The following is a 23,871-nucleotide window of genomic DNA, read 5'->3' as shown; positions in this document are numbered from 1 at the left end:
CCCCTCTCCCGTGTGGGAGAGGGGTAGAGGTGAGGGTGACACGCTTCCGCAATGTCCCTGAACCGTCGAGCTACCAGCACCACGCTTAGTGCCTGACACTGAAGCGTGTCACCCTCACCCCCGGCCCCTCTCCCACACGGGAGAGGGGAGGCGCGCCATTCAATTTTCCCCGGACAGCCCTGCGGATGACGTCGAGAGAGGCCGGCCTGTGGGTCGGATCGCTCGACGCGACCGCTCGAAGAGACGATCGGGCCGCCGGTCGGCACGAGATCAACGCGCCTCGGTCAATGCGCCTCCTGCCAGTTCGTCGCCGCCTTGGCCTCGACGGCGAGCGGCACCCGCAGGGTGATCGCCGGATGCGGCGCCTCCTCCATCACCCGGGCGATGATCGGCAGAGCCCGCTCGACCTCGTCGTCGGGCGCCTCGAAGACCAGCTCGTCGTGGACCTGGAGCAGCATCCGGGTCGTGAGGCCGGCATCCGACAGGGCGCCCTCCATCCGGGCCATCGCCCGGCGGATGATGTCGGCGGCCGTGCCCTGGATCGGGGCGTTGATCGCCTGGCGCTCGACCGAGGCGCGCTCCTGCGGGTTGTTGGAGCGGATCTGCGGGTAGTGGCAGACCCGGCCGAACAGCGTCGTGACGTAGCCCTTGTCGCGGCAGATCTTCTTGGTGTCGTCGATATAGGCGCGGATGCCGGGGAAGCGCTCGAAATATTGCTTGATGAAGGCCGAGGCCTCGCCCTGCGGGATGCCGAGCCGGTCGGCGAGGCCGAAGGCCGAGATGCCGTAGATGATGCCGAAGTTGATGGTCTTGGCCCGGCGCCGCAGGTCCGAGGTCATCTGGTCGAGGGGCACGCCGAACATCGCCGAGGCGGTGGCCGCGTGGATGTCGATGCCGTCCTCGAAGGCCTGGCGCAGCTGCGGGATGTCGGCGATGTGGGCGAGGAGCCGCAGCTCGATCTGGCTGTAATCGGCCGAGATCAGCTTGTGCCCGGCATCGGCCACGAAGGCCTGGCGGATGCGCCGTCCCTCTTCCGTGCGGACCGGGATGTTCTGCAGGTTCGGGTCCGACGAGGACAGCCGCCCGGTCGTCGTCGCGGCGAGCGCGAACGAGGTGTGGACCCGGTCGGTCTCGCGGTCGGCATGCTCCTGCAGGCTGTCGGTATAGGTCGATTTCAGCTTCGAGAGCTGGCGCCATTCGAGGATGCGGCGCGGCAGGTCGTGGCCCTGGCCGGCCAGCTCCTCGAGCAGCGTCGCGGGCGTCGCCCACTGGCCCGACGGCGTCTTCTTGGCGCCGGGCAGGCCCATCTTGCCGAACAGGATGTCGCCGATCTGCTTCGGCGACGAGACGGAGAATTTCTCCCCCGCCATCTCCTGGATCTCGTCCTCGAGCCGCGCCAGCGACTGGGCGAAATCGCCCGAGAGCCGGTTCAGCATCCCGCGGTCGACCTTGATGCCCTCGCGCTCCATGCGGGCCAGCACCGGGACGAGCGGCCGCTCCAGGGTCTCGTAGACGGAGGCGCGGCGCTCGGCGGCGAGCCGCGGCTTCATCAGCCGCCACAGCCGGAGCGTCACGTCGGCGTCCTCGGCCGCGTAGGCCGTCGCCTTGTCGAGGGCGACGCGGTCGAAGGTGACCTTCTGGCGCCCGGTCCCGGCGACGTCCGCGAAGGTGATCGGCTGGTGGCCGAGATGGCGGCGGGCGAGCTCGTCCATGCCATGCGAGCCCTTGCCGGCATCGAGCACGTAGGAGATCAGCATCGTGTCGTCGAAGGGCCGGACCTCGATGCCGTGGCGGGCGAGCACCAGCCAGTCGTACTTGACGTTCTGGCCGACCTTGAGCACCGCCGGATTCTCGAGGAGCGGCTTCAGGCGCGTCTGCACGGCCTCCCACGACAACTGCCCCGGCAGCAGCCCGCCGCCGAACAGGTCCTCGCCGCCGCGATGGCTGAGCGGGATGTAGCAGGCCCGGCCCGGCGCGGTGGCGAGCGAGACGCCGACGAGGTCGGCCTTGTTGGCATCGAGCGCCGTCGTCTCGGTATCGACCGCCAGCACCCCGGCCTCGACCGCCTCGGCGATCCAGGATTCCAGGCTCTCGACCGTGGTGACGGTCTCGTAAGCACCCGTGTCGAAGGGCTTGACCGCCTCCGCCGCGCGGGCCGCCACGAGGGTCGTCGGCGTCGCCTCGGCGGGCGCCTTCGGCTTCGGCGGCGCGTCCGGCAGGTCGAGGTCGGCGAAGGGATCGACCTCGGCCTTCGCCTCGGCGGCGGGCGCGCCGTCGGGCGTGTCGCCGAAGAACGGCGTGACGTCGCTGCCGCCCTTCTCGTTCGTGAAGCCGGTATCGGCGCCCTCCGGCAGGAGGGCGGGGTCGGGCCGCACCGCTTCCGGGTCGACGTGCAGCATCTGGGCGATGCGGCGCGTCAGGGTGTTGAACTCCATCGCCTTCAGGAAGCCGACGAGGCGCTCGGGGTCGGGCTTCGGCAGACCGAGGTCGTCGAGGGGCACCGGCACCGGCACCTGCTCGTCGAGGGCGACGAGGCGGCGCGACAGCCGGGCCTGGTCGACATGGCTCAGCAGCGTCTCGCGGCGCTTGGGCTGCTTGATCGTCGCGGCCTTCTCCAGCAGCGCCTCCAGGCTGCCGAACTCCTTGATGAGGGCGGCCGCGGTCTTCAGCCCGATGCCCGGCACGCCCGGCACGTTGTCGGAGGTGTCGCCGATCAGCGCCAGCGCGTCGCCGATCTGCTCCGGATTCAGACCCTCCCAGCGCTCGATGATCGCCGCCCGGTCGAGGTTGCGCTCGGGGCGGTAGCCCGGCTTGCCCTTCTGGCCCGATTCGAAATCGTAGAACCGCACGAGGTCGCCGACGAGCTGCATCAGGTCCTTGTCGGACGACACGATGATGACGCCCGCCCCCCGCGCCTCGGCCTGGCGCGAATAGGTCGCGATCAGGTCGTCGGCCTCGTAGCGCTGCAGCTCGATCGGGTGCAGGCCGAAGGCGCGGACCGCGTCGCGCATCAGCGGCATCTGGCGCTTGAGGTCGTCGGGGGCGTCGGGCCGATGGCCCTTGTAGTCCGGGAAGATCTCTTTCCGGAACGAGCCCTCGGACTTGTCGAACACGATGCCGAGATGGGTCGGCACGACGCCGGCCGCGCCCTCCTGCACGAACTGCGCGAGCTTGGCGCAGAACAGCCGCACCGCCCCGGTCGGCAGCCCGTCGGAGGGCCGGAAATTGTAGCGCTCGGGCTGGTTGATCGACTGGAAGTAGGCCCGGAAGATGAACGACGAGCCGTCGACCAGGAGCACCTGATCGCCGGGGCCGACGGGCTTCGTCTCGGGGGCGGTCTCGGTGCTCATGCGGGCTGACATCTTTCCGGCGGGCCGTGGGACCCGTCTTAGTGCGTCGCCGGGGCGAGGCAAACCGCGGCGCGGGCGCGCTCCCCGGGGAATGGGTGTGCCTCCCGCACACCAGAGGCCCGCGAAAGCGCCACCAGCCCCGCCCCGAAGCTTGACTTGCCGCGGGCGGAGGCCTGGTGTCGGGCCTGAGAGAGCAACCGTCATTCGCCCGGTGACCAGGGCGCCGCCTTCGGGCCGGCGCCGCCCGGGCCCAGGGACCGGCCCATGCGCAAGACACCCCTCCTCGCCGCCCTCCTGCTGGGGCTCACCGCCGCCGGCCTGTCGCAGGCGCAAGGCCGCTCGGCCCGCCAGGAGATCGCCCCGGCCGAGGAGCGCGAGTTCCCGTTCGACGCCCAGATCCCCGGCTGCCAGGATGCCGGCGTGCTGGAGAAGATCACCTACCAGTTCGCCGAGAAGGAGGCGAAGTTCTGGAACTCGACGCTGACGATCGCGGCCTACGACAGCATCGAGCGCACCGCCTGGCGGCCCTGGGGCGTCGACTTCATTCCCCGCCGCTTCTGCACCGCGGTCGCCACCACCTCGGACGGGGTGCGCCGGCGGGTCGACTACTCGGTGCGCGAGAGCCTCGGCATCATCGGGGCGACCTACGGCGTCGAGTTCTGCGTCCACGGCCTCGACCGCAACCTCGCCTACGCCTACGCCTCGGCCTCGTCCTGCCGCGAGGCCCGGCCCTGATGCGCAGCCTGGTCGGCGCCGTCCTGGCGGCCTCTCTCGCGGCGACGGCCGCCGCCGGCCCCGCCGCCGCGCAGGGGCGCGGCGGCGGCGAGCCGGGCGTGTTCGACTTCTACGTCCTGGCGCTGTCCTGGTCGCCGACCTACTGCGCGCTCACCGGCGAGCGCCGCAACGACCGGCAATGCGACACCGGCCGCAATCCGGGCTTCGTCGTCCACGGCCTGTGGCCGCAATACGACCGCGGCTTCCCGAGCCAGTGCGGCGCCTTCTCCCGCAGCCCGAGCCGCCCGGCGATGGAAGCGGCCGAGGGCGTCTACCCGAGCGAGGGCCTGGCCCGGCACGAATGGCGCCAGCACGGCACCTGCTCGGGCCTCGACCCGGCGGCCTATTTCCGCGCCACCGCCAGGGCCCGCGACGCGGTGACGATCCCGGCGGCGCTGGCGAAGCCCGCGGAGACCTTGCGCGCCGCTCCCGTCGACATCGCCCGCCAGTTCGTCGCCGCCAATCCGGGGCTTCGCCCGGACATGATGGCGGTGACCTGCAAGGCCGGGCAGCTCGAGGAGGTGCGGATCTGCTTCACCAAGGACCTGCGCGGCTTCACCGCCTGTCCCGAGGTGGCGCGCCAGAATTGCCGCGCCGGGGAGATGGCGGTGGGGGCGGGGCGCTGAGGTCTCACTCGTCCGGCACCCGATCATGAATCGCCGCAGCAGCGGCGTCGAGGGATGCCAAGTGGTCAGTCACGACCGACCACACGACGACGGGGTCGATCCGGCGGTACTCATGACGGAGCATGTTGCCGAGCCCATAGATCTGCCGCCACGGGACTGATGGCTCCAGAGCCTTCAGATCCGGCGGGACGTGCTTGGCAGCCTCCGCAATGATCAACAGTGCATGCTGCACCGCTCGCGTCATGGCCCAGCTTCCCGCAAACGTCTCAAAGGCGACGTCCTTGGTCAGGTCGCGAATGCCGGCGATCTCGCCTCGGATATCGAGCAACCAGATGCGGGGCGAGCGGTCGACCCTCAGAACACCCTGACCGCGGCCCGCTCGATCTGCGGGCGCAAGCCCGGATGCAGGCCGCTGCGCGTGCCGTAATCCACCCGTCCTCCCACCGCGGCCTCGATCACCTCGCAGGCAGCCATGAACGGCAGGAAGCCGAACGTGATGCCGGGGGCCGGGTCGACGAACACGTCGATGTCCGAATCGTCCCGGGCCTCGTCCCGGGCATGGGAGCCGAAGAGGTACAAAGCGGCGACCCCGGTCGCCCGCAGGGCGGGTTCGGTCGATTTCAGGCGGGCAAGGACCTCGTCGCGGCGCATGCGATGATGATAGGGCATCGCGCGCCGATTCTCACGCGGGACGGCGAGACGAGGACCGTAAGACCCGTGAATTACCGCCACGCCTTCCACGCCGGCAACCACGCCGACGTGCTCAAGCACTGGGTGCTGACACGGGTGCTGGCGCATCTCCAGCGCAAGGCGACGCCGTTCCGGGCGATCGACACCCATGCCGGCCTCGGCTTCTACGACCTGACCGCCGACGAGGCCGGGCGCACCGGCGAGTGGCACGACGGCATCGGCCGGCTCGACGCGCCCTTTGCCGAGGACGTGGAGGCGCTGCTCTCCCCCTACCGCGCGGCGGTGGCTTCGGTGCGGGCGCGCCACGGCGCCACGGTCTATCCCGGCTCGCCGGCCCTGATCCGCGAGTTCCTGCGCCCCGGCGACCAGGGCGTGTTCGTCGAGCTGCACCCGGCCGACGGCGCGGTTCTGCACGCCCGCTACAACCAGGATGCCCGCACCAAGGTGCTGGCCCTCGACGGCTGGACGGCGCTGCCCGCCCTGATCCCCCCGAAGGAGCGCCGCGGCCTCGTGCTCATCGACCCGCCCTACGAGGTGCCGGGCGAGATCGAGCGGCTGGGCCGCGAACTCCTGAAGGCGGTCGGCAAGTGGGCGACCGGCACGTACCTCGCCTGGTACCCGATCAAGGACGCCGCCGCGATCGATCGGCTGGCCGCGACCCTCGACGCCGCCCTCCCCCGGCCCGCCTTACGCCTCGACCTCCTGATCCACCGGCCCGACCCGGCGCGGCTGAGCGGCAGCGGACTCATCGTGATCAACCCGCCCTGGACCCTGCGCGAGGAGGCCGACATCGTCCTGTCGGCGCTCGCCGAGCGGCTGGCGCAGGGCGGCTACGGTGCCTTCCGCTGCGCCCCGCTCGGGCCGCCGGCCTGACGGCCGGCGCACCGAATCACGCCGCGATCCGCCCCTCGAGCGGAAACACCTTGGCCGGGTTCATCAGCCAGGCCGGGTCGAACACCGCCCGCACCCGCATCTGCTGGTGCAGATCCTCCGGGTTGTACTGGTAGGTCATCAGGTCGCGCTTCTCGATCCCGACGCCGTGCTCGCCGGTGAGGCAGCCGCCGACCTCGACGCAGAGCTTCAGCATCTCCTCGCCGGCCGCCTCGGCCTTCTCCATCTCGCCGGGCGTGTTGATGTCGAACAGGATCAGGGGATGCAGGTTGCCGTCGCCGGCATGGAAGACGTTGGCGCAGCGCAGACCGTAGGATTGGGTGATCGCGCCGATCCGCTCCAGCACCAGCGGCAATTGCCCGGTCGGGATGGTGCCGTCCATGCAGATGTAGTCGGAGATGCGGCCCGTCGCGCCGAAGGCGGACTTGCGGCCCTTCCAGATCGCGGCGCTCTCGGCCTCCGATTGCGAGACCTTCAGGCTCGTCGGGTTGAAGGGCCTGGCGATCTCGACGATGCGGGCGAGCATCGCGTCGCATTCCGCCTTGCTGCCCTCGACCTCGATGATCAGCATCGCCTCGGCGTCGAGCGGGTAGCCCGCATGCGCGAAGGCCTCGCAGATCGTGATCGCCTCGCGGTCCATGTACTCGATCGCCACCGGGATGATGCCGGCGCCGATGATCGCCGCCGTGCACGCGCCCGCATCCTCGACCGTGCCGAAGCCCATCAGCGCCGGGCGCGCGCCCTCGGCCGCCCGCAGGATCCTGACCGTCGCCTCGGTGACGATGCCGAGCTGCCCTTCCGAGCCGCAGACGAGGCCGAGCAGGTCGTAGCCGGCGGAATCGAGGTGGTCGCCGCCGATCTCGACGACCGTGCCGTCGACCATCACCAGGGTCACGCCCATCAGGTTGTTGGTGGTGACGCCGTATTTCAGGCAGTGGGCGCCGCCGGAATTCATCGCGATGTTGCCCGCGATGGTGCAGGCGAGCTGGCTCGACGGGTCGGGGGCGTAGAAGAAGCCCTCGTGGCTCACCGCCGCGCTGATGGCGAGGTTGGTGATGCCGGCCTGGACCCGGGCGGTGCGGTTTCCGAAATCGACGTCGAGCACCCGGTTCATCTTGGCGACGCCGAGGATCACCGCGTCCTCCTGCGCGATGGCGCCGCCGGCGAGCGAGGTGCCGGCGCCGCGCGGCACCACCTTGACCCCGGCCTCGTGGCAGTAGCGCATCACCGCCGACACCTCGGCGGTGGTCGAGGGCAGCACCACGGCGAGCGGCATCTTGCGGTAGGCGGTCAGCCCGTCGGTCTCGAAGGCGCGGCGCTCGTCCTCGCTGGTCACCAGGGCCTCCGGCGCCACCAGGCCGCGCAATCCGTCCACGATCGCGTCGCGGCGGGCGAGGATCGCGGGGTCGGGCAGCGGGAAGGCAATGGTCATGGCGTGTCCTCGGGTATCGCTGGAATCTTGTCCGACCGGTCGGGCGGTCGCTCGTGCGCCAGCATAAAGCAGGCGAGGGACCGCGCCCATCCCGCGGGGGCACCCGCACCTTCGTCCGATTGCGCGGAGCCCCGGCACAGCTTCTTTTCGCCGCACGGGACCCGTCGCGAACCGTCGGCGTTTTTAACTGTACCAAACTGCAGGCTGGGCCATATCCCGGGTGGCCCGTCGCGAACGACGTCCGTTGGAGGGAACCTCATGCGTCAGCTCATCCTCGGTGCCGCCCTGGCGGCGCTTCTCCCCTTCGCCGCCCAGGCTCAGGACGCCGCCGCCGGCGAGAAGGTCTTCACCCAGTGCAAGGCCTGCCACGCCTTCGGCAAGAACGGCGTCGGCCCGGACCTCAAGGGCCTCATCGGCCGCAAGGCCGGCACCCACGAGGGCTACAACTATTCGGCCGCGATGAAGAATTCCGGCCTGACCTGGGATTCGGCCACCTTCATGGAATACATCAAGGACCCGAAGGCCAAGGTCCCCGGCAACAAGATGATCTTCGCCGGCGTCAAGGACGACAAGAAGATCAAGGACCTCGAGGCCTATCTCGAGACCCAGAAGTAAGGCCGGATCCGGCCCCGGCGGCGTCCGCCGGGGCCTCGTCCTCAATCGCCGATGCCGTCCCGCCCCTGGACCGCCATCAGGGTCGCGGTGAGCAGCGCGACGAGCTTCTCGCGCCCGCCGCTCTCCGAGACGACCTCGGCCTGCGCCAGGGTGAGGGTGCGGCCGGCCTTGACCACCCGGCCCCGGGCCAGGATGCGCTCGCCGGCGGCCGGGGCCAGCAGGTTGATCTTGAACTCCGCCGTCAGCACCCCGGCCCCGGGCGGCATCAGGGTCAGGGCCGCGTAGCCCGCCGCGCTGTCGGCGATGGCGCTCACCGCCCCCGCATGGACGAAGCCGTGCTGCTGCGACACCGCCGGCCCGGGCACCAGCGCGATCTCGACCGCACCGGGCGACACGTCCCGCAGCGTCGCCCCGAGGGTCCGCATCAGGCCCTGCCTGTCGAAGCTCGCGCGCACGCGGGCCGTCGTCTCGTCGGGATCGGCGCGCCTGCGCGCGTCTGGCATCTGGTCCGTCACGGCCTGCCGGGCCTCCCTGGCGTTTTTCTTGGTAAGGGATGGTGAGGCACGGCCACGGCCGCCCTGTCCATAGCTCTCACCCCCGGGCCCTCCATGACCACCCCCGATTTCGACCCGGCCGGCTGGCGATCCTTCGACGATCCCGGCTTCCTCACCCTCGTCGGCCCGGTGCTGCTGCGCGAGGAGGGCGAGGCGGTGAGCTTCGCGTTCCGGGCCGAGGCCAAGCACGCCAACCTGATCGGCGTGGTGCAGGGCGGCATGATGATGACCTTCGCCGACCGGGCGCTCGGTTTCGCCGCCATGCGGGCCGCCGGCGGAGCGAACTGCGTCACGGTGCAGTTCGAGATGCAGTTCGTCGCCGCCGGCCGGATCGGCGAGACGATCACGATGACGCCCGAGGTGGTGCGGCGCACGAGCAGCCTCGTCTTCCTGCGCGGCGACGCGCGCAGCCAGGGCCACATCGTCGCCACCGCCACCGGCGTGTGGAAGATCCTGCGGCGCCGGCCGGACGGCGCCTGAGCGCCGCCCCGTACACAAGCCGCCGCGATCCGCTATGTAGGGATGGATGACGCACGATCCGAACGGCGCCCCGCCCGGCGGGGTCCTCGAACGCCTCACCGCCGCCCTCGGCGCGGAGGGCTCGCGACGCGGGCCGCCGCCGGTCGATCGCTGGAACCCGGATTACTGCGGCGAGATCCCGATGCGGATCGCCGCCGACGGGACCTGGCACTACAACGGCAGCCCGATCTCCCGGCCGGCCCTGGTGAAGCTGTTCTCCACCATCCTGCGCCGCGACCCCGACGGGCGCACGGTGCTGGTGACGCCGGTCGAGCGGGTCGGGATCGAGGTCGAGGACGCGGCCTTCCTGGCGGTCGAGATGGCGGTGGAGGGCGAGGGCGAGGCCCGCGCCGTCGCGTTCCGCACCAACCTCGACGACGTCGTGCCCCTCGACGACGCCCACCCCCTGCGCTTCGAGCGCGACCCGGAGGGCGGGTTCAAGCCCTACATCGCCGTGCGCCACGGCCTCTGGGCCCGGGTCACCCGCGCGCTCACCTACGACCTCGTGGAGCTCTGCGAGGAACGCGAGGAGGCGGGCGAGAGCTGGTTCGGCCTCGCCGCCGGCGGGCGCTTCCACCGCATCGCCCGATCGTCCGAGCTGTCGTGACCGACCTCGCCGCACCCACCGCGCTGGATGTCTTCCTCGACCGCGCCCGGGCCCGCCTGCGGCCCGAGCCGCCGGGCCCGCAGGACGGCACGTCGAACCCGCCTTCCGTGCCGCCCCGGGGCGACCACGACCTCGAGCCCGACGTGCTGGAGGCCGCCCTCGCGCGCCCTCCGCGGCTCGCCGCCGTGCTGGTGCCGGTGGTGCCGCGGGACGACGGCGTCGCGGTCCTGTTCACCCTGCGGGCCTCGCACCTGCGCGACCATTCCGGCCAGATCGCCTTTCCGGGCGGCAAGATCGATCCGGGCGATCCCTCCCCCCTCGCGGCGGCCCTGCGGGAAGCCGAGGAGGAGATCGGCCTCGATCCGGCGGCGGTGACGCCGCTCGGCTACCTCGATCCCTACCTGTCGGGCACCGGCTTCCTGGTCACGCCGGTGGTCGGGCTGGTGGCGCCGGACGCCGCCCTGACCCTCAACCCGGAGGAGGTGGCGGATGCGTTCGAGGTGCCGCTCGCCTTCCTGATGGACGTGGCCAACCACGCCCTGCACAGCCGGGAATGGCGCGGGCGCCAGCGGCGCTACTACGCGATCCCCTTCGGCGAGCGCTACATCTGGGGCGTGACCGCCGGCATCGTGCGCAACCTCTACGACCGGCTCCGCGACGCGGACGACGACCGGGGGGCATCACCCGGGGCATCACCGCTCGAGGCACCATCGCGCGAGGAAACATGGCCCGCGCGCTGATCGACGACCTGCTCCTCTTCCTATTGCCCTTCGCGGCGTTCGGGCTCTGGCTGGTGCTCGGCCGGCGCAATCCCCTGCGCTGGGCGGCCTGGAGCGACCAGGCCGTACGGCTCGGCATCGCGGGCGCCGCCCTCGTCATCGCCTCCTTCGTGGCGGTGGCGCTGACCTCCGAGCGGCACCGGGACGGCTTCGTGCCGACCCATATCGAGAACGGCCGGGTGGTGCCCGGGCAGTTCCGGTGAGCCGGCCCCTCGACGAGGCCGCCCTGCGGGCGGTGCTGGCGCGGCCGCGGCTGAACCGCGTGCTCGACGCCCTCGCGGATCCGGGCGAGGAGACCCGCCTCGTCGGCGGCGCGGTGCGCGACGCCCTCCTCGGCCGCCCGGTCGCCGATCTCGACCTCGCCACCACGCTGCTCCCCGGGGAGGTGGTGCGGCGGGCGGGTGCCGCGGGCCTGAAGCCGGTGCCGACCGGCATCGCCCACGGCACCGTGACGGTGGTGGCCGAGGGCGAGCCGTTCGAGGTCACGACCCTGCGCGAGGACATCGAGACCGACGGGCGCCATGCCGTGGTGCGGTTCGGCCGCGACTTCGCGCAGGACGCCGCCCGGCGCGACTTCACCGTCAACGCCCTCTCGGTCACGCCGGACGGCCGGGTGCACGACACGGTCGGCGGCCTCGCCGATCTCGCTGCGTCCCGGGTGCGCTTCATCGGCGAGGCGCGCCAGCGCATCCGCGAGGATTACCTGCGGGTCCTGCGCTTCTTCCGCTTCCACGCCCGCTTCGGCGAGGGCGCCCCCGACCCGGAGGGCCTCGCCGCCGCGATCGAGGCCCGGGACGGGCTGGCGCTTCTCTCCCGCGAGCGGGTGCGCGGGGAGCTCCTGAAGCTGCTGACCGCCCCGGCGGCGCCCGCCGTCGCGGCGGTGATGCAGGCGGCCGGGCTCCTGCCGCGCCTGATCGGCGGGGTCGGCGATCTCGGGCGGCTGGCGCGCCTCGCCGCCGCCGAGGCCGAGCCGGATCCGGTGCGGCGCCTGGCGGCGCTCGCGGTGCGCTCGCTCGCCGATGCCGAGCGCCTGCGCGACAGCCTGCGCCTGTCGAAGGCCGAGCAGGCGCGGCTCGCGGCCTATGCGGGCGCCGAGGCGGCCCTGCACGGGGCGCCCGCCCCGCTCGCGCCCGCCGACATCCGGCGCCTCGCGGCGATCCACGGGGCGGTCGCGCTCGCCGATGCCGCCCTGGTGCTGCGGGGCGAACCGGCCCCGGTCCTGACGCCGGAGGCCGCCGAGACGCTCGCGCGCTTCGCGGAGGGCCGCGAGCCGGTGCCGGTCCTGCCCGTGACCGGGGCGGCCCTGGTGGCGGCGGGCGCGCCGCCCGGCCGCGGTCTCGGCCGGGGCCTTGCGGCGGCGCGCCGGGCCTGGCTCGCGGCGGGTTGCCCGACCGACGGCGGGGCCAAGGCACGCCTCGAGGCGCTCGCCCTCGCGGCGGCGCTCGGAACCGGCGAAGCCGAGGCCGGTTCGGAAGGCGTCGGCCCGTCCCAAGCCGGCGCCGCCCGCGCCGGCCCCGCGTGACGCCGTCCCGATCGCGGCCGGCGCCGCGCCGGGGATCGGTTCGGCGGGAAATGGGTTATCATGCCTGGCCGCGCGGGCCCGCGGCGGGCCTCGCCTCACGCCCGCGCTCCGCACCCGCGGCCAGGGCCCGGGGTTTTTCGCGCGTGACGGGCCCGAGCGCCGTCCCGGGAGTTCGATCGACGATGCTGCCCCTGCTCCGCACCGCCCTGGCCGCCGCCCTCGTCCTCGGGGCCCCGGGGCCCGGCCGCGCGCAGGAGCTGTGGCTGACGCTCAGCACCGCCGAGGCCGTGCCGCAGGTCCGGGTCAATTACGGCCACGCCTCGAAGCGCGAGACGCCGGCCGTGAGCCAGCTCATCGACCTCCTGGCCCTGACGCAGGACGGCGGGGCGAGCCTGCGCGGCGCCCTCAAGCCCGCCCCCCCGGAGGTGCCCCCCGCCCTGCTGGCGCCGCTCGGCACGAAGCCCGGCCGCACCCTGGTCGCCGCGACCTACGACGCCGGCTACTGGACGATCCTGCGCGACGGCACCCGCCTCAACGCCAGCCGGCGCCTCGTGCCCCAGGCCCGGTCCGGATACTGGGCGGTGAAATACGCCAAGGCCGCCTTCGGCCCCGGCGCGCCGTGGCTGCGGGTGGTCGGCCACACGCTGGAGATCGTGCCCGTCGAGGTCCCGGGGCCGACCGCGGGGGCGATCCGGGTGCGGGTGCTGTTCCGCGGCGCGCCGCTGCCGGGGGCCGACCTCTATTACGGCGACAGCGGCATGGAGCCGGAACGCGCCGGCGCCCCCGCCTACACCACCGACCCGGACGGGATCGCCACGGTGCCGATCCGCAAGGCCGGCAGCCAGGTGCTCACGGTGAGCCAGACGGTGAGCCCGTCCGCCACCCCGACGCTCGCCGACGAGGACCGCTACACGGCGACCTTCGCGTTCCGGCTCGACGAGCCGTCGGTGAATTGAGGCGCGTCCTCACGCCTCGGGCGTGACCGGGGCGATGGCTGCGACCACGCAATCCTCGGGCGTGCCGTCCTCGTGCACCAGCATCGCGAAGGTGCCGGGCGCGGTCATCGTGGTCATGTGCGCGTGCCAGGCCCCGCTGCGATAGACGATGCCCGTCGTGCCCGGCACCCGGAAGGCGCGCAAGGCCGCCTCGTCCGGGACGCCGCCGGCATCGGGCGCCACCACCACCAGGTAATCGCCGACGGCGAGGGGCAGGAACCCTTGCGCGGAGTGCGGGTGCCGCTCGAGCCGGCGCAGCGGCATCGTGCCGGCGAAGGGCTCGCTGCGCACCAGGGCGAGGTTGAGGGCCGCGCCCGGGCGCCCGTTCCCGATCTCGGCTGCCCGATCCTGCCGCGGGCCGGCGGCCGGGCCGACCAGCAGGGTGCCGTAGGGCGCGAAGGCCTCGGCGGTGATCGGCTCGATCGGAAGGGTGCGCATCGCGTCGGGTCCTCGTCGGTCGCGCCTCAGCGCCGGTCCTCCCGTATCAGGTCCGCCCCCTTCTCGGCGATCATCATCACGGCGGCCTGGGTGTTGGCCGAGACCTCGGTCGGCATCACGGCGGCGTCGATCACGCGAAGCCCGTCGATCCCGCGCACCCGCAGGCGCTCGTCCACCACCGCCTCCGGTCCGCGGCCCATGCTGCAGGTGCCGACCGGGTGGTAGATGGTCTGGCCGTTGCGGCGGGCGAAGTCGAGCCACTCGTCGTCGGACTGCACGCCGTCGCCGGGAGCGAGCTCGTGGGCGCGGTAGGGGTCCATGGCCGCCTGCGCGATCACCCGGCGGGCGATGCGCATGCCGGCGATCAGGGAGTCCCGGTCGGTGCGGGCGCTCAGGAAGTTCGGGCGGATCGCCGGGGGTCGCATCGGGTCGGCCGAGACCGCGTGGATCGTGCCGCGGGATTCGGGGCGCAGCTGCGTCACGCCGATCGTCATGCCGGGCTCGCGGTCGAGGGTGCGGTCGGCGGCGTTGGCGTAGCTCGCATGCATGAAGAAGTACTGCACGTCCGGCCCGGCGAGCTCGGGCCGCGTGCGCACGAAGCCGTGGGCGAGGCCGGTGCCGAGGGTGAGGATGCCGCGGCGGGCGAGAAAATACTGCCCGACCGCGAGGCCGAGGCGCCAGCCGCGGGTCGCCTCGTTGAGGGTCATCGGCAGCTTGACCCGCCAGTTCATCCGGGTGGCGTAGTGGTCGCGATAGTTCTCGCCGACCCCCGGCAGGGCGTGGCGGAGCGGGATGCCGGCGGCGGCCAGCACCTCGGGCCGGCCGATGCCGGAGAGCTCGAGCAGGTGGGGCGACTGCACGGCCCCGGCGGCCAGGATCACCTCGGCCCGCGCCGTCGCCCGCTCCTCGCGCCCGTCCCTTCGATAGGTGACGCCGGTCACGCGGCGGCCGTCGAGGTCGAGGCGCAGGACGTGGGCGTTCGTGCGCACGGTCAGGTTCGGGCGCCGGCGGGCCGGCTGCAGGTAGGCGTCTCGGGCGCTCCAGCGCCGGCCCTTGCGCTGGTTGGCCTGGTAGGTGCCGAAGCCCTCCTGCGAGGCGCCGTTGTAGTCGGGGTTCTCGGGATAGCCCGCCTCGGTCCCGGCGCGGATGAAGGCGTCGGCCAGCGGGCTCCTCACCCCGACCCGGGTGACGTGGAGCGGCCCGCCCCGGCCGCGCAAGGCGGGATCGCCGCCCTCGAAATGCTCCAGCTTGCGGAAGTAGGGCAGCACGTCGTCCCAGGACCAGCCGCGGTTGCCGGCCTGGGCCCAGCCGTCGAAGTCGAGCGGCTGGCCGCGCACGAAGATCATGCCGTTGATCAGCGTCGAGCCGCCGAGCCCCTTGCCGCGGGGCACCACGATGGTGCGGTCGTGCGTGTTCGGCTCCGGCTCGGTGGAGAAGCGCCAGTTGAACGCCGCCCCGGTGAGGAGCTTCGGGAACCCCGCCGGGATGCCGACCCAGAACCCCGTCCCCTCCCCGCCCGCCTCGAGCAGCAGCACGCGGGTGCGGGGATCCTCGCTCAGGCGGTTCGCCAGCACGCAGCCCGCGGTGCCGCCGCCGACGATGACGAAGTCGAATGCGTCCATGGTCCTCCCTCGGGTGCGTTTTGTCGGCCGGAGGGCCGCTTCGTGCCCCTCCCCGCAGAGGGGGAAGGTTACGGGCCGGGCGCGGCTCCTACGCCCGCGCCAGCACCTTGCCGGGGTTCAGCAGCCCCTCCGGATCGAGCGCCGCCTTGATCCGCCGCGCCAGCGCCATCTCGTCGGGGTGGCGGTGGCGGGCGAGCTCGGCGACGCGGTACTGGCCGATGCCGTGCTCGGCCGAGATGCTGCCGCCGTAACGGTCGACCACGCCGTGGACGAGGCCGTTGATCGCCTCGGACGAGTGGCCCGGCCCGATCAGCACGTTGTAGTGGATGTTGCCGTCGCCCATATGGCCGAAGGCGTTGACCCGGGTGCCCGGCGCGCCCGCCGCCAGCACGGCGCCGGCCTCGTCGAGGAAGGCGGGGATCGCGGTGATCGGCACCGAGACGTCGTGCTTGACGCTCTTGCCGGCGCGGGCCTCGCACTCGGTCACGTGCTCGCGCAGGGCCCAGAGCTCGGCGGCCTGGCGGCCGGACTCGGCCAGCACCCCGTCGGTGGCGTCCTCGCGCTCGAGCGCGGTGCCGAGCACGCCCTCCATCGCCTCGCGCAAGCCCGAGAGCGAGGAGGCGGCCTCGATCAGCACGGTCCAGCCGGCGGCCCCGACCGGGCTCCTGAGGCCGGCATGCTCCTCGACGAGTCCGAGCGAGGTGCCGGAGATCAGCTCGAAGGCCTGGATGCTGTCGCCGATCTCCTCCTGCGCCAGGGTGAACAGCCGCAGGGCGGCCGCCGGATCGGGCACCGCGAGGAGCGCCGTCGCGCTGTGGCGGGGCCTCGGCACGAGGCGCAGGACGGCGGCCGTGACGATGCCGAGCGTGCCTTCGGTGCCGATGAAGAGCTGCTTCCAGTCGTAGCCGGCATTGTCCTTGCGCAGGGCCCGCAGGCCGTCGACCGTGCTGCCGTCGGCGAGCACCACCTCGAGGCCGAGGACGAGGCCGCGGGTCATGCCGTAGCGCACCACGTTGATCCCGCCGGCATTGGTGGCGATCACGCCGCCGACCAGCGCCGAGCCTTCCGCCGCGAAGCTCACCGGCAGGAGCCGCCCGGCGGCCTCGGCGGCGTCCTGCGCCACCTTGAGCACGCAGCCGGCCTCCGCGGTCAGCGTCAGGCCGACCGGGTCGATCGCCCGGATCGCCGTCATGCGGGCGAGCGACAGCACGACCTGCGTGGCCGAACCGTCCGGCACCGCGCCGCCGGCGAGCCCGGTATTGCCGCCCTGCGGCACCAGCGCGGCCCCGGCCTCGCGGCACAGCCGCACCACGTCGGCCACCTCGGCGGTGCTCGACGGGCGCACCACGCAGGCCGGCCGGCCCGGGAACAGGCGCCGCCAGTCGATCGCGAAGGGCGCCATGTCGGCCTCGCCGGTGAGCAGGCCGGCGGGGCCGAGGCGCTGCCCGAGGCGGTCGATCAGGATCTCGTGCGAGACCGGCTGGGCCGGATGGGTCATCGGCGTCCTCCGACGGATCGAGCGGCATTGGTCATCATGACGGCGCCGGCCTCGCCCGGATGCATGACGGGGTCAAGCCCGTTCGGGCGTCCCGGTCACGGCATGGCGGTGCAAGGTTGGCTGCGTCCTCAGCGTCAGATGTCCGCATGATGGATGCCGCCGCCGAACCCGAGAAAAGCCTGGTCGACTCTCGCGCTCCATCGTCGATACGCTTCGGAAGCGGATCGATACCTCGGAAATAGCTTCGAAATCTTCGAACGAAAGCCGTCGCACAAATGGCTTGAGTTAACGAATTTTTAACTTAGAAGCCGTATCCGATACTTCCTGGAGCCAATGATGTCCGAACGGCGCGTGATCCTGGTATTGCCGGAACAAGAGGAATTGCGCAATCCTGCCATGATGCAGATGAGCGGCAATGACGGCAGCATCAGAGCACGGTTGTCCGGGGTGCCGGCTCGTGTCGAGGTCGACACGAGCTTTTCTCCGGTCCCCCTGGGGGCGATCGATCATCCAGGCCGGCTCGGACTGTCCTCCGCTGCCGCGGCGCCGTACTTCGCGGTGCGGGCGACCATCGACGACGACGACCTGCCGTCGATGGCGAGCAACGGCACGGCGATCTTCTCGGACCCGAAGATCGCCCGCTTCGTCACTCCCCCGGGCTGCTCGACCGCTCCGGTCGGCACGCGCGCGGACGTGGAGCGTCGCCTCAACGTGGCGGGGCTCGCGGCCAAGCAGCTCGACGGATCGGGCGTCGGGATCGCCGTGATGGACGACGGCATCAACCTGGCGCATCTCCAGAGCAAAGGGGTCGCGGCTGCGTTCGATGCGTCGGTCACCTGGCCGCCGCTCCCGGCCCAACCGGGGCAGCATCCGGTCAGCCACGGGACGATGTGCGCCTATGGTGCGCTCATCGCCGCCCCGAAGGCGACCCTGCTCGACTTTCCGATCCTGCAATCGACGGCGAGCGGCGGCAGCCTGTCGGCCGGCTACCTGAGCGACGCCATCAAGGCCTATGCGAGCCTCATCCCCCTCGTTCGCGGCAGGAAGCGGCGCTTCAAATCGCTCGTGGTCACGAATTCGTGGGGCCTCTACCACGAGAGTTGGGACTTCCCGAGCGGCCATTGGGGACGATATGTCGATAACCCGAACCACCCGTTCAACCTGATCGTGGGAACTCTCGGTCGATACGGCGTCGACATTCTCTTCGCGGCCGGCAATTGCGGTACCGGTTGTCCCAATCCGCGCTGTCAGGGCGTCGTCAAGCACACGATCATGGGCGCGAACGCTCATCCGGACGTCATCACCGTAGCGGGCGTGACCACGGGCGGCCGGCGGGTGGGGTATTCGTCACAGGGACCGGGCATACCCGGCATGGTCCATGCTAAACCCGACCTGTCGAGCTACACGCATTTCCTCGGATCGGAAGCATGCGGGCCCGGCACGGCGGATGACGGAACCTCGACCGCGTGCCCGGTGGCGGCCGGCTGCGTCGCCGCGATCCGAACCAGAATGCCGTCCAAGGTCCTCAGGCCTCGCAAGTTCGCCCTTGGGTTGAGATCGGATACCATCGGACGTCGTCGTGCGGGCTGGAATCGCAACCTAGGATATGGGATTCTCGATCCGCTTCGAACTGCCATGCGTCTCGGGCTATGACCTCAAGGAGGTCGTTCGTGGATACTGACGAAGGCGACACGGTTCTCATGACGGTCCACGCGGCGCGCCGTCCGCCCTCGCTCCAGCAGGCGGCCCGCTCGCTCGGCGTGCGGCAGTCCGACATGGACAGGACGTTCGGCGTCGTGCCGATCGATCCGGATCGCGGCCTCTTCGCGGTCAAGGTTCGAAGCGCCAGCGTGGCGGGACGAGGAGGAGGGGGTGAAAACCGCTTCTCCAACCCCCGTATCGCTCCGTTCGGACGGAAATAGCCGGGCCGGTCAGGGCCGCATCCGCAGGAAATCCGCCATCAGGGCGAGCTGGCCCTCCAGCATCGGCAGGCCCGGATGGGTGCGGCAGCCCCGGGCCGCCGCCGCGGCGAGCAGCGGGGTCTCGGCCGGCTGCATGATGATCTCGGCGACGAGCTGACCGGCCGTCAGCCCGGCGGGGTCGAGCGGCAGGGCATCGTCGGGCCGCAGGCCGAGCGAGGTGGCGTTGACCACGAGGTCGTGACCGGCCGGGTCGGGGCCGCCGGGGGCCAGCGGCAGGTCGGGGTGGAGGCGGCGCAGGCGCGCGACCAGGTCCTCGACCCGCGCTTGCGTGCGGTTGTGGACCGTGAGCCGCGTCACCCCGGCCTCGGCCAGCGCGAAGGCGATGGCGTTCGCCGCCCCGCCCGCCCCGGCGAGGTAGGCGCTGCGGCCGCGCGGGTCGTGGCCCGCCGCCCGCAGGCCCGCGACGAAGCCGGCCCCGTCCAGGATCTCGCCGACGAGGCGGCCGTCGGGCTCGCGCCGCACGGCGTTGACGGCGCCGACCAGCCGGGCGGCGTCGCTGACGTGGTCGAGGAGCGGCACGATCGCGGTCTTGTGCGGCACGGTGACGATCGCGCCGCCGAAGCTGCGCACCGCCCGCAGGCCGGCGAGCACGGTGCCGAGATCGGCCGCCGCGACGTGGAGCGGCACCATCACCCCGTCGACCCCGCGCCCGGCCATGATGCGGTTGAGGCCCTGGGGCGCCTTCACCTGGGCGATCGGGTCGGCGAGGATCGCGAAGACGCGGGTGTGGCCGGTGATCTCGGGCCGGGTGGTTGCGGGCATGAGGGGCGTCTATCCTCCGAAGCGCTCGGTGCGGATCGTGCGGGCCGGCACGCCGGCCTCGACCAGGAGGTCGGAGACCGCCGAGACGAAGGGGTTTCCCCCGCACACGAAGGTGTGGGCCGGGCTGCCGAGGGCGGCGAGCGCCTCGGCGATCCGCCCGGCATCGACCCGTCTTCCGCCCGGCGCCCGGGTGAGGGCGAGCATCAGCCGGAAGCCCGGCTCCCAGGCGTCCCGGCGGATCAGCTCGTCGCGGACGATCACCTCGTCGGCCGAGCGGGCGGAATAGAGCAGCAGGGCCGGCACGTCGGGCGCCGCCTCCGCGCGGTGGCGCAGCATGGCGAGCAGCGGCACCACTCCGGAACCGCCGCCGACGAGGAGCAGCGGCCCGCCCATGCCCGGATCCCACACGAAGGCGCCGCCGATCGGCCCGCGCAGCTCGATCGCGTCGCCCGGCTCGGCCACGTCGGCGAAGAAGCCCGAGACCTCGCCGTCGTCGAGCCGCTCGATCAGGAGGTCGATCGTCCCGGGGCGAGCCGGCGAGGAGGCGATCGAGTAGCTGCGCTGGGCCTGGTAGCCGTCGGGTGCGGTGAGCCGCACGTCGACGTGCTGGCCGGCCCGGAACGGCCGGTCCCAGCCGACCGCCAGGGTGAGGCGCCGCACCCGCGGCGTCTCGGGCACGGCGGCGGTGATCGTCGCGTCCTGCCAGGTCAGCGGCCTCGTCGCGTCCATGCCGGCGTTCAATCGCCGGTGAAGCGCTGCTCGCGCCACGGATCGCCGACCATGTGATAGCCGCGCAGCTCCCAGAACCCGGCTTCGTCCGTTTGCGTGAAGCGCAGGCCCTTCACCCACTTGGCGCTCTTCCAGAAATAGAGGTGGGGCACCAGCAGGCGGGCGGGACCGCCGTGGTCGGGGGTGATGGGCTCGCCGGCGTAGCGGGTCGCCACCATGGCCTTGTCCCCGGTCAGGTCGGCGACCGGCACGTTGGTGGTGTAGTCGTCGTAGCCCTCGGCGAGCAGGTAGGGCGTCGGCGCCGCGATTCCCGCCGCCGCCAGCAGGTCGTCGATCGTCACGCCCTCCCAGGCGGTGTCGAATTTCGACCACTTGGTGACGCAGTGGATGTCGCCCTTCCAGCGGGTGCGCGGCAGCGCCTCGAACTCCGCCCAGGTCCAGCTCTTGAGCGGCCTCGATCCCTCCCGCAGGGTGAAGCGCCAGCGCGCGAGATCGATCTTCGGCGTCGGTCCCAGCTGCAGCACCGGGAAATCCTCGGTGAGGTACTGGCCCGGCGGCAGGCGCTCGGCCTCCGGTCGCGGCGGGCGGCGCCCCGTGAACCCTCGCGTGACCATGGGATGTCTCCTCTCCTGGAGCCCGGCGCATCGGCGCCGGCGCCCGGTCGGGCTCGCCGCGGCCCCGGTGGGCCGAGGGGTCAGTCCGCCTCACCATCGATGATCCGCGCGATGGCGTCGAGGAGGGAGGTATCCTCGCCGGCCATCCTGTCCATCCCGGCCATGCGGGCGATCACGGTCGCGGCGACCCGCTCCTCCACGGTTCCCTCCGCGTAGGCGAACAGGATGGCGGCGCGTTCGCCGTCGCGGTGGCAGCGGCCCTCGATCTGGCTGAGCTGGATCGCGCTGTGGCGCATGTCGTGGACGATCAGGCTGCGGGGGCGCTCGCCGCCGGGCAGCTCGTTGCGGTGGAGCGAGATCGATTCGGTGACGGTGAACACCACCGCGTCGAGCTCGCCGCGCTGGAAGGCGGTCCGCACCGCCTCGTTCGCCTCGGGCGTCTGCGTGCCGTCGATGGTGCCGGCGCGCCAGCCGCGGCCGGTGAAGCCCTGCGCCAGGGCCGCGCCGGTCTCGAGGAAGGCCACCGAGACCGCAACCTGCTCGCCGGCCTCCAGCAGGTCCTCGGCGAGGTCGAGCGTGCCGGACACCCGGATCAGGCTCGCCTTCTGGCGGAAGCGCAGGTCGGCCGCCCAGCCGGCGGCGCGCCGGTTCGAGCCCCCGGCGAGGCCCCATTCGCGGCGGAACTCGCGCCAGGTCGCGTCGTAGAGGCGCTTGGCCGCCGCATCGAGGGCGGTGGGGGCCAGCTCCCGCTGCACCTCGGGCCAGCCGGCGATGTCGGCGGGCCGGCGCCGCAGGCCGATCGCGCGCGGGCCGCGATAGAGCAGGTCGGCCATCACCGCCTGGTCGCGGGCGTTGGGCTCCCACGACCAGTTCTGCCAGCGCCCCTTGGCCCGGCCGATCTTCAGGTGCTGCATCAGGGCGCGGAAATCCGCCCCGCTCTCGACCGGGCGGCCGACGGCGTGGCCGAGCAGCGCGCCGAGATAGGACAATTCGTGCGGGGCCTGGCCGGCGGTGGCGCTGGCATAGACCGTGAACGCGGCGGCCTCGGCCATCCGCCGGCAGGCCTGACCCTGCTGCGAGTTGGGGTTGCGCAGGCGGTGGGCCTCGTCGAACACCACGATCGGCCAGACCCGCTTCGGCCGGCCGAGCTTGGCGAGCTCGTTGTTCTTCGCCCGCACCGAGCGCCGGGCGCTGGCGGCGGGGAGCGCCAGCAGGGACTTGGTCCGCTCGTAGTTGAGGAGCGTCACGTCCTTCGCCCCCAGCCCCGCATCGCGGATCGTGCGGCGCCATTGCGGCATCGCCCCCTTGGGGCAGACGATCAGCACCGCGCCCTCGGGCATCGCCGCGACGGCGCCCCAGACCGACAGCGTCTTGCCGAGCCCGGTCATGTCGCCGAGCAGGAAGCCCGGCCGCCCCTCCGCCCGCGCCGCCAGGATGGCGCGGATCGCCGCGACCTGGTGCGGGCGGGGGATCAGGCGGGGCGGGGCGAGGCGGGAAGAGGCAGCGTTCGAGGAGGCGGGGCTCGGGGACATGGCGCTCGAGGACATGGCGCCCCCTATGCCGGGGGGCGGGGTGGGGCTCAAGCCTGGGCAGCGATCCGGACGCCAGCACCATCGAAGCGGCGGGCCCCGCCTGCGGCCCGACCTGGCGACGCCCGGCGTCCAGGAACCCGACCGCCCCGGCAGGACGGAGGAGCGCTTCGGGCGAAGGATTGCCGAGGCTGGAGAGCACTCGTCGCGACGCCTGCGCGCTCGCGCGGACCGTGAACGTGTAGGCGCCCACGAGGGCGAGCACCGTCGCGAGGATGTCGATGCGCCGCGGGATCTCCGGCACGCAGACCATCGCGGCATCGGCCGGAACGAGCGCCGCGAACGCGGCCGCCCGGACGAGGGCGATGATGCGGGTGACCTCCACGAATCGCGGGGTGCTCCAGATGTCCGGTGACGCGGTCTCCCGCGCGTATTGCAGCGTGAAGGGCTGCCCCGCGGCCAGCGAGGCGAGCACGATCAGCAGCAGGCCTGCGTCGACGACGAGGCGCACCGCCGGGATGGTCCAGTCCTGACCGGTGATCCGCGTGTAGAGCGCGAGACCGGCGAACAGGACGAGCACGGAGATCCGTCTCACTTCACCGCCCCGGACACGGCGGCTTGCACCGGCACCGAACGACGCACGGGTGTGTCCCCGTCGGCGGACTCAGCCCGCCGCGGCCCGCGCCACGGCGTCCGCGGGCAGGCGCATCGGGCATGCCGGGTCCGTCGCCGCACGCCACACCGCTTCCGCGACGTCCTCGGCCCGCGTCAGCGCCTCCCGGCTCCCCTTCCCGGCTCCCCTGGAACCCGGCGAAGACCTGAGCGGCGACATCGGCATAGGCTGCCGGGATGTCCATGCCCATGCGGGCGCGGGCATTGGCCCCGAACGCCGTGTCGGGCGCGCGACCGGGGATGACGGGGCGCGTGCGGATACCGGACTGCTCCGGGTCGAAGGCAGACCCCGCAGGGTCGAGCGACCGGGTCGCGAACTAGGACAGGCCGGCCGTCGGCGCCTGCCAGGCGACGCCGGGATGCTCGCGGACGTCCCCCGCCTCCGAGCCGGTATCGGAGGTGCTGACCCAGTCGCCCGGCTCTGCGACCTCGACCACCTCGTCCTCCGGGTAGGCCGCCTCGAGGAACAGCTTCGCCTCGCCTTCGGCGGCGGCGCGCACCGTGACGAGCGGCCGGTCGCCGGACCGGCCGCGCACGCGCGCGATGAAGAGCTTCGTCATCGTCGTCCTCGCGAGAAACCGGGCCGGCCGCGGGTCGCGGCCGGCTCCTGCCGGGGAGCGGCGGGCTAGAGCACTTCGCGATCGCGTTGCCCACGGTCCACGACACCGCGA

Annotated in this window: 26 protein-coding genes; 13 read left to right on the top strand and 13 right to left on the bottom strand. The window is 72.6% G+C overall.

The genetic code is table 11. The annotated features are described in order from the left end of the window. Positions 1 to 284: 284 nt before the first annotated feature. On the bottom strand, positions 285 to 3,350 hold the full coding sequence (polA, locus tag A5481_RS24165; RefSeq protein WP_048436124.1) for a DNA polymerase I: 3,066 nt from the start codon (positions 3,348 to 3,350) through the stop codon (positions 285 to 287). Between the two features lie 264 nt (positions 3,351 to 3,614). On the opposite strand from polA, the gene A5481_RS24160 reads away from it, so the two are divergent. Together A5481_RS24160 and A5481_RS24155 are read left to right on the top strand one after the other, a co-directional pair. After that, positions 3,615 to 4,085: a hypothetical protein gene (locus A5481_RS24160; RefSeq protein WP_048436123.1), complete on the top strand. Its 471-nt coding sequence runs from the start codon at positions 3,615 to 3,617 to the stop codon at positions 4,083 to 4,085. Beyond that, positions 4,085 to 4,750: a ribonuclease T2 family protein gene (locus A5481_RS24155; protein WP_048436122.1), complete on the top strand. Its 666-nt coding sequence runs from the start codon at positions 4,085 to 4,087 to the stop codon at positions 4,748 to 4,750. The genes A5481_RS24160 and A5481_RS24155 overlap by 1 nt, the downstream gene beginning before the upstream one ends. A 4-nt stretch (positions 4,751 to 4,754) precedes the next feature. Here A5481_RS24155 and A5481_RS24150 read toward each other — a convergent pair whose 3' ends face one another. Then, positions 4,755 to 5,078, bottom strand: coding sequence for a HepT-like ribonuclease domain-containing protein (locus tag A5481_RS24150; RefSeq protein WP_053082531.1), 324 nt, complete (start codon positions 5,076 to 5,078; stop codon positions 4,755 to 4,757). 26 nt (positions 5,079 to 5,104) lie between these two features. Then, positions 5,105 to 5,419 carry a nucleotidyltransferase family protein gene (locus A5481_RS24145; RefSeq protein WP_245239077.1) on the bottom strand — a complete coding sequence of 105 codons (315 nt, stop codon included), beginning with the start codon at positions 5,417 to 5,419 and terminating at the stop codon, positions 5,105 to 5,107. A gap of 48 nt (positions 5,420 to 5,467) precedes the next feature. On the opposite strand from A5481_RS24145, the gene A5481_RS24140 reads away from it, so the two are divergent. Further along, on the top strand, positions 5,468 to 6,313 hold the full coding sequence (locus A5481_RS24140) for a 23S rRNA (adenine(2030)-N(6))-methyltransferase RlmJ (RefSeq protein WP_048436121.1): 846 nt from the start codon (positions 5,468 to 5,470) through the stop codon (positions 6,311 to 6,313). 16 nt (positions 6,314 to 6,329) lie between these two features. On the opposite strand, the gene A5481_RS24135 is transcribed toward A5481_RS24140, so the two are convergent. Then, entirely contained in the window at positions 6,330 to 7,763 is a 1,434-nt protein-coding gene (locus A5481_RS24135) for an FAD-linked oxidase C-terminal domain-containing protein (RefSeq protein WP_048436120.1), read from the bottom strand. A 258-nt stretch (positions 7,764 to 8,021) separates the two neighbouring features. Here A5481_RS24135 and A5481_RS24130 point away from each other — a divergent pair, with 258 nt between their 5' ends. Next, on the top strand, positions 8,022 to 8,378 hold the full coding sequence (locus A5481_RS24130) for a c-type cytochrome (RefSeq protein WP_048436119.1): 357 nt from the start codon (positions 8,022 to 8,024) through the stop codon (positions 8,376 to 8,378). Between the two features lie 41 nt (positions 8,379 to 8,419). Here the strand turns inward: A5481_RS24130 and A5481_RS24125 are convergent, their stop codons facing one another. Further along, entirely contained in the window at positions 8,420 to 8,881 is a 462-nt protein-coding gene (locus tag A5481_RS24125) for a PaaI family thioesterase (protein WP_048436137.1), read from the bottom strand. 105 nt (positions 8,882 to 8,986) lie between these two features. Here A5481_RS24125 and A5481_RS24120 point away from each other — a divergent pair, with 105 nt between their 5' ends. From A5481_RS24120 to A5481_RS24095, 6 genes are all read left to right on the top strand, one after another. Then, on the top strand, positions 8,987 to 9,412 hold the full coding sequence (locus A5481_RS24120; protein WP_048436118.1) for a PaaI family thioesterase: 426 nt from the start codon (positions 8,987 to 8,989) through the stop codon (positions 9,410 to 9,412). A 46-nt stretch (positions 9,413 to 9,458) separates the two neighbouring features. After that, positions 9,459 to 10,058 carry a DUF1285 domain-containing protein gene (locus tag A5481_RS24115; RefSeq protein ID WP_048436117.1) on the top strand — a complete coding sequence of 200 codons (600 nt, stop codon included), beginning with the start codon at positions 9,459 to 9,461 and terminating at the stop codon, positions 10,056 to 10,058. Beyond that, positions 10,055 to 10,798: a CoA pyrophosphatase gene (locus A5481_RS24110; protein ID WP_048436116.1), complete on the top strand. Its 744-nt coding sequence runs from the start codon at positions 10,055 to 10,057 to the stop codon at positions 10,796 to 10,798. The genes A5481_RS24115 and A5481_RS24110 overlap by 4 nt, the downstream gene beginning before the upstream one ends. After that, positions 10,783 to 11,040, top strand: a complete 258-nt coding sequence (locus A5481_RS24105) for a DUF6111 family protein (protein ID WP_048436115.1) — start codon at positions 10,783 to 10,785, stop codon at positions 11,038 to 11,040. Before A5481_RS24110 ends, A5481_RS24105 begins: the two co-directional genes overlap by 16 nt. Further along, positions 11,037 to 12,359 carry a CCA tRNA nucleotidyltransferase gene (locus A5481_RS24100; RefSeq protein ID WP_082984956.1) on the top strand — a complete coding sequence of 441 codons (1,323 nt, stop codon included), beginning with the start codon at positions 11,037 to 11,039 and terminating at the stop codon, positions 12,357 to 12,359. Before A5481_RS24105 ends, A5481_RS24100 begins: the two co-directional genes overlap by 4 nt. A 182-nt stretch (positions 12,360 to 12,541) precedes the next feature. Then, positions 12,542 to 13,315 (top strand): DUF4198 domain-containing protein, encoded by a 774-nt coding sequence (locus A5481_RS24095; RefSeq protein WP_064504354.1) that lies wholly within the window; start codon positions 12,542 to 12,544, stop codon positions 13,313 to 13,315. Between the two features lie 9 nt (positions 13,316 to 13,324). Here A5481_RS24095 and A5481_RS24090 read toward each other — a convergent pair whose 3' ends face one another. The 3 genes from A5481_RS24090 to A5481_RS24080 all read right to left on the bottom strand — a co-directional run bounded on the left by A5481_RS24090 (position 13,325) and on the right by A5481_RS24080 (position 16,912). Continuing rightward, on the bottom strand, positions 13,325 to 13,792 hold the full coding sequence (locus A5481_RS24090) for an ureidoglycolate lyase (protein ID WP_048436234.1): 468 nt from the start codon (positions 13,790 to 13,792) through the stop codon (positions 13,325 to 13,327). A gap of 26 nt (positions 13,793 to 13,818) precedes the next feature. Continuing rightward, complete coding sequence (locus A5481_RS24085; protein ID WP_048436235.1) at positions 13,819 to 15,414, bottom strand: GMC family oxidoreductase; 1,596 nt, start codon at positions 15,412 to 15,414, stop codon at positions 13,819 to 13,821. 88 nt (positions 15,415 to 15,502) lie between these two features. Continuing rightward, on the bottom strand, positions 15,503 to 16,912 hold the full coding sequence (locus A5481_RS24080; protein ID WP_048436236.1) for an FAD-binding oxidoreductase: 1,410 nt from the start codon (positions 16,910 to 16,912) through the stop codon (positions 15,503 to 15,505). 336 nt (positions 16,913 to 17,248) lie between these two features. Here A5481_RS24080 and A5481_RS24075 point away from each other — a divergent pair, with 336 nt between their 5' ends. Next, a complete protein-coding gene (locus tag A5481_RS24075) occupies positions 17,249 to 18,565 on the top strand; it encodes a S8/S53 family peptidase (protein WP_064504361.1) in 1,317 nt (438 codons plus the stop codon). A 17-nt stretch (positions 18,566 to 18,582) separates the two neighbouring features. Then, the gene (locus A5481_RS33850) at positions 18,583 to 18,834 is read left to right on the top strand and encodes a hypothetical protein (protein WP_156312042.1); all 252 of its coding nucleotides are present in this window, start codon (positions 18,583 to 18,585) and stop codon (positions 18,832 to 18,834) included. Between the two features lie 9 nt (positions 18,835 to 18,843). Here A5481_RS33850 and A5481_RS24070 read toward each other — a convergent pair whose 3' ends face one another. The 4 genes from A5481_RS24070 to A5481_RS24055 all read right to left on the bottom strand — a co-directional run bounded on the left by A5481_RS24070 (position 18,844) and on the right by A5481_RS24055 (position 22,531). Further along, complete coding sequence (locus tag A5481_RS24070; protein ID WP_048436237.1) at positions 18,844 to 19,656, bottom strand: shikimate dehydrogenase family protein; 813 nt, start codon at positions 19,654 to 19,656, stop codon at positions 18,844 to 18,846. A 9-nt stretch (positions 19,657 to 19,665) separates the two neighbouring features. Then, positions 19,666 to 20,385, bottom strand: a complete 720-nt coding sequence (locus tag A5481_RS24065) for an FAD-binding oxidoreductase (RefSeq protein ID WP_048436238.1) — start codon at positions 20,383 to 20,385, stop codon at positions 19,666 to 19,668. Between the two features lie 8 nt (positions 20,386 to 20,393). Continuing rightward, complete coding sequence (locus tag A5481_RS24060) at positions 20,394 to 20,999, bottom strand: sulfite oxidase-like oxidoreductase (protein WP_048436239.1); 606 nt, start codon at positions 20,997 to 20,999, stop codon at positions 20,394 to 20,396. A gap of 80 nt (positions 21,000 to 21,079) precedes the next feature. Beyond that, positions 21,080 to 22,531, bottom strand: a complete 1,452-nt coding sequence (locus A5481_RS24055; protein ID WP_064504353.1) for an SNF2-related protein — start codon at positions 22,529 to 22,531, stop codon at positions 21,080 to 21,082. A gap of 278 nt (positions 22,532 to 22,809) precedes the next feature. On the opposite strand from A5481_RS24055, the gene A5481_RS34990 reads away from it, so the two are divergent. Continuing rightward, positions 22,810 to 23,061 carry a hypothetical protein gene (locus tag A5481_RS34990; protein WP_210179219.1) on the top strand — a complete coding sequence of 84 codons (252 nt, stop codon included), beginning with the start codon at positions 22,810 to 22,812 and terminating at the stop codon, positions 23,059 to 23,061. A gap of 456 nt (positions 23,062 to 23,517) precedes the next feature. Here A5481_RS34990 and A5481_RS24040 read toward each other — a convergent pair whose 3' ends face one another. Beyond that, complete coding sequence (locus A5481_RS24040) at positions 23,518 to 23,760, bottom strand: hypothetical protein (protein ID WP_048437730.1); 243 nt, start codon at positions 23,758 to 23,760, stop codon at positions 23,518 to 23,520. Positions 23,761 to 23,871: the final 111 nt, after the last annotated feature.

It is taken from the genome of Methylobacterium platani (assembly GCF_001653715.1).
Taxonomy (GTDB): Bacteria; Pseudomonadota; Alphaproteobacteria; order Rhizobiales; family Beijerinckiaceae; genus Methylobacterium; species Methylobacterium platani.
This window is presented reverse-complemented; position numbering and strand designations above follow the sequence as displayed.

Bases quoted from the DNA above. Each gene is read 5' to 3' on its own strand.
- A5481_RS24095 (WP_064504354.1), top strand. From the start codon at position 12,542: ATGCTGCCCCTGCTCCGCACCGCCCTGGCCGCCGCCCTCGTCCTCGGG.
- A5481_RS24080 (WP_048436236.1), bottom strand. From the start codon at position 16,912: ATGACCCATCCGGCCCAGCCGGTCTCGCACGAGATCCTGATCGACCGC.
- A5481_RS24125 (WP_048436137.1), bottom strand. From the start codon at position 8,881: ATGCCAGACGCGCGCAGGCGCGCCGATCCCGACGAGACGACGGCCCGC.
- A5481_RS24145 (WP_245239077.1), bottom strand. From the start codon at position 5,419: ATGCCCTATCATCATCGCATGCGCCGCGACGAGGTCCTTGCCCGCCTG.
- A5481_RS24130 (WP_048436119.1), top strand. From the start codon at position 8,022: ATGCGTCAGCTCATCCTCGGTGCCGCCCTGGCGGCGCTTCTCCCCTTC.
- polA (WP_048436124.1), bottom strand. From the start codon at position 3,350: ATGAGCACCGAGACCGCCCCCGAGACGAAGCCCGTCGGCCCCGGCGAT.
- A5481_RS24090 (WP_048436234.1), bottom strand. From the start codon at position 13,792: ATGCGCACCCTTCCGATCGAGCCGATCACCGCCGAGGCCTTCGCGCCC.
- A5481_RS34990 (WP_210179219.1), top strand. From the start codon at position 22,810: ATGCGCCGCGGGATCTCCGGCACGCAGACCATCGCGGCATCGGCCGGA.
- A5481_RS24060 (WP_048436239.1), bottom strand. From the start codon at position 20,999: ATGGTCACGCGAGGGTTCACGGGGCGCCGCCCGCCGCGACCGGAGGCC.
- A5481_RS24105 (WP_048436115.1), top strand. From the start codon at position 10,783: ATGGCCCGCGCGCTGATCGACGACCTGCTCCTCTTCCTATTGCCCTTC.
- A5481_RS24065 (WP_048436238.1), bottom strand. From the start codon at position 20,385: ATGGACGCGACGAGGCCGCTGACCTGGCAGGACGCGACGATCACCGCC.
- A5481_RS24115 (WP_048436117.1), top strand. From the start codon at position 9,459: ATGACGCACGATCCGAACGGCGCCCCGCCCGGCGGGGTCCTCGAACGC.
- A5481_RS24070 (WP_048436237.1), bottom strand. From the start codon at position 19,656: ATGCCCGCAACCACCCGGCCCGAGATCACCGGCCACACCCGCGTCTTC.
- A5481_RS24135 (WP_048436120.1), bottom strand. From the start codon at position 7,763: ATGACCATTGCCTTCCCGCTGCCCGACCCCGCGATCCTCGCCCGCCGC.
- A5481_RS24040 (WP_048437730.1), bottom strand. From the start codon at position 23,760: ATGACGAAGCTCTTCATCGCGCGCGTGCGCGGCCGGTCCGGCGACCGG.
- A5481_RS24120 (WP_048436118.1), top strand. From the start codon at position 8,987: ATGACCACCCCCGATTTCGACCCGGCCGGCTGGCGATCCTTCGACGAT.
- A5481_RS24155 (WP_048436122.1), top strand. From the start codon at position 4,085: ATGCGCAGCCTGGTCGGCGCCGTCCTGGCGGCCTCTCTCGCGGCGACG.
- A5481_RS24085 (WP_048436235.1), bottom strand. From the start codon at position 15,414: ATGGACGCATTCGACTTCGTCATCGTCGGCGGCGGCACCGCGGGCTGC.
- A5481_RS24055 (WP_064504353.1), bottom strand. From the start codon at position 22,531: ATGTCCCCGAGCCCCGCCTCCTCGAACGCTGCCTCTTCCCGCCTCGCC.
- A5481_RS24075 (WP_064504361.1), top strand. From the start codon at position 17,249: ATGTCCGAACGGCGCGTGATCCTGGTATTGCCGGAACAAGAGGAATTG.
- A5481_RS24160 (WP_048436123.1), top strand. From the start codon at position 3,615: ATGCGCAAGACACCCCTCCTCGCCGCCCTCCTGCTGGGGCTCACCGCC.